At 60.8% G+C, this 5,315-nt stretch carries 5 protein-coding genes; 2 read left to right on the forward strand and 3 right to left on the reverse strand.

Translation table 11 applies throughout. The features are described 5' to 3' along the window. Positions 1-132 precede the first annotated feature (132 nt). Genes ACW9I6_RS30530 through fae form a run of 3 tightly spaced genes read right to left on the reverse strand, consistent with a single transcriptional unit; the run spans position 133 to position 3,120 of the window. On the reverse strand, positions 133-1,566 hold the full coding sequence (locus ACW9I6_RS30530) for an NAD-dependent succinate-semialdehyde dehydrogenase (protein WP_008432891.1): 1,434 nt from the start codon (positions 1,564-1,566) through the stop codon (positions 133-135). Then, a complete protein-coding gene (locus tag ACW9I6_RS30535) occupies positions 1,563-2,597 on the reverse strand; it encodes an aldo/keto reductase (protein ID WP_102369231.1) in 1,035 nt (344 codons plus the stop codon). Before ACW9I6_RS30535 ends, ACW9I6_RS30530 begins: the two co-directional genes overlap by 4 nt. 10 nt (positions 2,598-2,607) lie before the next feature. Continuing rightward, entirely contained in the window at positions 2,608-3,120 is a 513-nt protein-coding gene (fae, locus tag ACW9I6_RS30540) for a formaldehyde-activating enzyme (RefSeq protein ID WP_003212394.1), read from the reverse strand. A gap of 333 nt (positions 3,121-3,453) precedes the next feature. On the opposite strand from fae, the gene ACW9I6_RS30545 reads away from it, so the two are divergent. Together ACW9I6_RS30545 and ACW9I6_RS30550 are read left to right on the forward strand one after the other, a co-directional pair. Continuing rightward, a complete protein-coding gene (locus tag ACW9I6_RS30545; RefSeq protein ID WP_008432895.1) occupies positions 3,454-4,704 on the forward strand; it encodes a ribonucleotide-diphosphate reductase subunit beta in 1,251 nt (416 codons plus the stop codon). Between the two features lie 52 nt (positions 4,705-4,756). Next, positions 4,757-5,245 (forward strand): DUF1289 domain-containing protein, encoded by a 489-nt coding sequence (locus ACW9I6_RS30550; RefSeq protein WP_003208512.1) that lies wholly within the window; start codon positions 4,757-4,759, stop codon positions 5,243-5,245. The last annotated feature ends 70 nt before the right edge of the window (positions 5,246-5,315 follow it).

The raw sequence follows: 5,315 nt of genomic DNA on the forward strand, positions 1-5,315 counted from the left end.
AATCCTGTTTCTTGGGGGGGGTGGTTTTGTTCGCGAGGGTGGTGTGGCGTTCAGTGTGGGTTGTGGCAGCCCCACCGCTTTCGCGAGCAAGCCCGCTCCCACATTGGATCGGTGTTGTTTGGGTAAATGGGGTCAGAGACCGCCCATCAACAGGTATTTGATCTCCAGGTAATCCTCCAGGCCGTACCTGGAACCTTCACGGCCCAGGCCCGACTCCTTGATCCCGCCAAACGGTGCGACTTCGGTGGAGATGATCCCTTCGTTGATCCCGACCATGCCCGCTTCCAGGCCTTCGGCCATGCGCCATACGCGGCCGATGTCGCGGCTGTAGAAGTAGGCGGACAAGCCAAACGGCGTGTCATTCGCCCGTTGCAGCACTTCGGCTTCGTCCTTGAAGCGGAAGCAGGCCGCCACCGGGCCGAAGGTTTCTTCCTGGGCAATCAGCATCTCGCCGTGGGCTTCGGTGAGGATGGTCGGTTCGAAGAACGTCCCGCCCAAGGCATGGCGACGGCCGCCGCACAGCAGCTTGGCGCCTTTCTCCAGGGCGTCGCCGACGTGGGCTTCAACCTTGGCCAACGCGGCCGCATTGATCAGCGGGCCTTGTTCGGTTTCGCCCTCGAGGGCGCTGCCGACGCGCATCGCAGAGACCGCTTCGGCCAGCTTGCGGGTGAACGCATCGTACACACCGTCCTGGATGAAGAAGCGGTTGACGCAGACGCAGGTCTGCCCGGTATTGCGAAACTTGGAAGCCATGGCGCCTTTGACGGCAGCGTCCAGGTCGGCATCGTCAAACACGATAAAGGGTGCGTTGCCGCCCAGTTCCAGGGAGACCTTTTTCAGGGTGTCGGCGGCCTGGCGCATCAGCAGCTTGCCGGTGCGGGTGGAGCCGGTGAAGGACAGCTTGCGCACAATGCTGGAGGCTTGCAGTGCGCCACCGATGGCCACGGCATCGCCGGACACGATGTTGAACACGCCCGCCGGAATCCCGGCCTGTTCTGCCAACACCGCCAGGGCGAAGGCCGACAGCGGGGTTTCTTCCGACGGTTTGAGAATCATCGTGCACCCCGCCGCCAGCGCCGGGCCAACCTTGCGGGTGACCATGGCCAGAGGGAAATTCCATGGGGTGATCGCTGCGACCACGCCGATGGCTTCCTTGGTCACGATGATCCGCGCGTCGGCCTTGTGGCTCGGGATCACGTCGCCATAGGCACGCTTGGCTTCTTCGGCAAACCATTCGAGGAAGCTCGCCGCGTAGACCACTTCGCCCATGGCTTCGGCCAGCGGCTTGCCCTGTTCCAGGCTGAGCAGGTGGGCCAGGTCCTTCTGGTTGCTCAGCATCAACTCGCTCCAGCGCTTGAGGCGCTGGCTGCGCTCCTTGGCGGTGAGCTTGCGCCAGGCCGGCAACGCGCGGTTGGCGGCGGCAATGGCCAGGTTGGTTTCTTCAGCACCGGCGCGTTGTACTTCGGCGATCTGCGCACCATTGGCCGGGTTGCGCACCGGGTAGACCGGCCCACCGCTGGACCATTGGCCATCAATGAAATTGCCTGTGCGAATCAGCGGGTTCATGCCACGGCCTCTATCAGGTTAAAACGGTCCAGGCCCGGACGGGCGCTGCGCAAGATGCGTTTGCCGGCGGTGTAGTCGTTGATCACATCGCACGGCGTGTAGTTGCGTTCCAGCTCGTGCAGTTCTTCGGCATCCAGTCGGGTGTCCAAAGCGGCGAGCGCGCTATCAAATTGTGCGGTGGTGTCGGCGCCCACCAGCATCACGTCCACACCCGGATGATTGGCCACCCAGGCCTGGGCAATCTGTGCGTTGGACACGCCACGGGCACGGGCCACACGTTGCACCGAGTGGGCGATGTCGAACGACGCCTGGTCGCTGTACATCTGCTGGGTGAAGAAGTCGGTCTGGTTGCGGGTCGACTGCACTTCGCCGGTGAGCAAGCCACGGGCCAGCGGGCTGAACACCGACACGCCCAGGCCCTGGTCGCGGCAGAACGGGATCATCTCGCGCTCTTCCTCGCGGTAGGCGCAGTTCAGTTGCAGCTGCATGTTGATCGGCTTGACCCAGCCGTTGCGCTCGCAGGCCATGAGGATTTTTGCCAGTTGCCCGGTGAGCATGGTCGACACGCCGATGTAGCGCGCCTTGCCGGAACGCACGATGTCGTTGAGGGCGCCCATGGTTTCTTCCACCGGGGTGTTCACGTCGAAGTAATGCAGCATGAACACGTCGACGTAATCCATGCCAAGGCGGCTCAGGGAGGCGTCGATGCTGTCCATGATGTGCTTGCGCGAATGGCCGCTGGCATTGATGCCGCTGCGGGTGCCGTAGCCGACCTTGGTGGTGACCACGATGTCTTCACGGCGCGCAACGCGCTTGAGGATGCGCCCGACCACTTCTTCGCCGACACCTGCGGAGTAGAAGTCCGCCAGGTCGATGAAGTTGACACCGTTGGCCAGGGCATGGGCAACGATGGGTTCGCTTTGTTTCTCGTCGAAAATCCACGGCTTCCAGTCCGGGGTGCCCATGTTCATGGTGCCCAGGCACAGGCGCGAGACTTGCAGGCCGGAGTTGCCCAAACGGATGTATTGCATGGGAATGTCCTCAGGCTTTTGGCGTGTAGAAAGGGTTGCTGATGTGGTTGACCACATCCGCCAGTTGCGCGGTGTGCGGCAAGCCTGTGAGGGCGGCGCGGATCGCGGTGCGGCAGGCGTTGTAGTTGTTGAGGTAGACCGCATCCAGGTCGTCGCAGGCCGGGTTGACCCAGTTGGCGGTGACAATCGCCCACTCGTCTTCGGCTTCCGGCGGCAGGGTGCCGTCGAGCAGGGCTTCGAGCACCGCCTTGGCGATCCCGGCCTGGGACGCGCCCCAGGTGGCATTGCCGTGCAGGTCGCTGCCGATGGCGGCCTTGTTGACGTAGAGGGTCATGGGTTTGACCGGGATGTTCGGCTGGGCAATCACCATGAACGGGCAATGGCCCTGGCTTGGCGACGCCAAACTGTTGGCAAACGCCTGGCCGGCCGGACCGTTGCGCGGGCCGATGAGGATGTTGATGTGGGCAGCATTGACGCCTGGGCCTTCGAAGCCTTCGCCGATGTACAGATCAAGTGCTTTCATTTCGCAAACGCTCTTTTTTGTTATGGGGAGCTGGTTGGCGAATTTTTAGCACTGGCCCGGGTAGCGGCCGTAACCATTAAAAGTCATGGGGCTGTGAGTTTTAGTCATGGCCCTGCGACCATCGGCCTGGTCTTGTGCGTTGACCATCGTTGCCACACCCCATATAGTGTGCCCACAAACACAGACAACCACTACATAGTGTGCAAGAACGCTGAACACCGACCACACTATGCGCCGTATTTCAATGCCTTGAAGCCTGCAAAACGCACATTTTTGAACACGCTGGGTGAATCGAAGCCCACGCCGTCAGACGGACCACGAAGGAGCAATTCAATGCTGAGTTGGGATGAAGCAGATCAACCAGACACCGGTGACGTAGTCATCCGGGGCGCCAACGCCGGCCACGCCACCGAAGCCAACATGGACCGCCTCGACGGTGCCGGCGCTGCCGCCGCCCTCGAAGCCCGCAACGTGACCGCCAGCGACTCCGCCGCGATCATCCGCGCCAAGGCCGCCCTCGACAAGCTCGACGTCGCCGAAGGCCTCGCCGAACTCGAAGGCTCCGCCGCCCGCGTCGCTGTTGACGAAAAGCGCATGATCAACTGCCGCGCCGACCTCAACCAACTCGTACCCTTCAAGTACGACTGGGCCTGGCAGAAATACCTCGACGGCTGCGCCAACCACTGGATGCCGCAAGAGGTCAACATGACCGCCGACATCGCCCTGTGGAAAAACCCCGAAGGCCTGACCGACGACGAACGTCGCATCGTGATGCGCAACCTCGGCTTCTTCTCCACTGCGGATTCGTTGGTCGCGAACAACCTGGTACTGGCCGTGTACCGCCTGATCACCAACCCGGAGTGCCGCCAGTACATCCTGCGCCAGGCCTTCGAAGAAGCGATCCACACCCACGCCTACCAGTACTGCATCGAATCGCTGGCCATGGATGAAGGCGAGATCTTCAACATGTACCACGAGATTCCATCGGTCGCCAAAAAGGCTGCCTGGGGCTTGAAGTACACCCGTTCGATCTCCGATCCGAAGTTCGAAACCGGTACCGTTGAGACTGACAAAGAGCTGCTGCGCAACCTTGTGGCGTACTACTGCGTCCTGGAAGGCATCTTCTTCTACTGCGGCTTTACCCAGATTTTGTCCATGGGCCGTCGCAACAAAATGACCGGCGTGGCCGAGCAGTTCCAGTACATCCTGCGGGATGAGTCGATGCACCTGAACTTCGGTATCGATGTGATCAACCAGATCAAAATCGAAAACCCGCATTTGTGGGATGCCGAGATGAAGGAAGAAGCGACCCAGATGATCCTGCAAGGGACTCAGCTGGAGATCGAATACGCGCGTGACACCATGCCGCGTGGGGTGTTGGGCATGAATGCGGCGATGATGGAGGACTACCTCAAGTTCATCGCGAACCGTCGTCTGTCGCAGATTGGGTTGAAGGAAGAGTATCCAGGGACGACTAACCCATTCCCGTGGATGAGCGAGATCATGGACTTGAAGAAAGAGAAGAATTTCTTCGAGACCCGTGTGATCGAGTACCAGACTGGCGGCGCGCTGAGCTGGGATTGATTTAAAGCGGCCCCTTCGGGGGCCGTGTTGTTTCACCTGTCGATGTTTTTTTATGCCCAATCAAACCATCAAGACCCCCTGCGTCGGCCTGTGCTCCACCGTCTACGGAGACCTGGTGTGCCGGGGTTGCAAGCGTTATCACCATGAAGTGATTCAGTGGAACGGCTACAACGCCGAGGAGAAACAGGCGGTGTGGCTGCGCCTGGAACAACTGCTGGTGCAGGTGATGACCAGCAAGCTGCAGGTGCTGGACCCGCAGCGCCTGCGCCAGCAACTGGAAGATCGCAAGATCCGCTTTGTGCCCCACCAGTCGCCGTATTGCTGGGCGTACCAATTGATTGCCCGGGGCGCGCGGGTGATTTCGAAGCTGGATGCGTATGGGTTGGCGCTGTTGCCGGAGTTTCGCGAGCGCAATCTGGCAGATTTGCGGGATGCGATTGACCGGGAGTTTTTCCTGTTGTCCGAGGCGCATTACGAGCGGTATATCGCGCCGGGGTTTCTGCGGGAATCGTTTGGGGCGCCGTTAATAGCCAGTATTTAGACAACCACACAGAACCAGTGTGGGAGCGGGCTTGCTCGCGAAAGCGGTGTATCAGTTGCCGGATATATTG

It is taken from the genome of Pseudomonas sp. SDO5522_S412 (genome assembly GCF_054071215.1).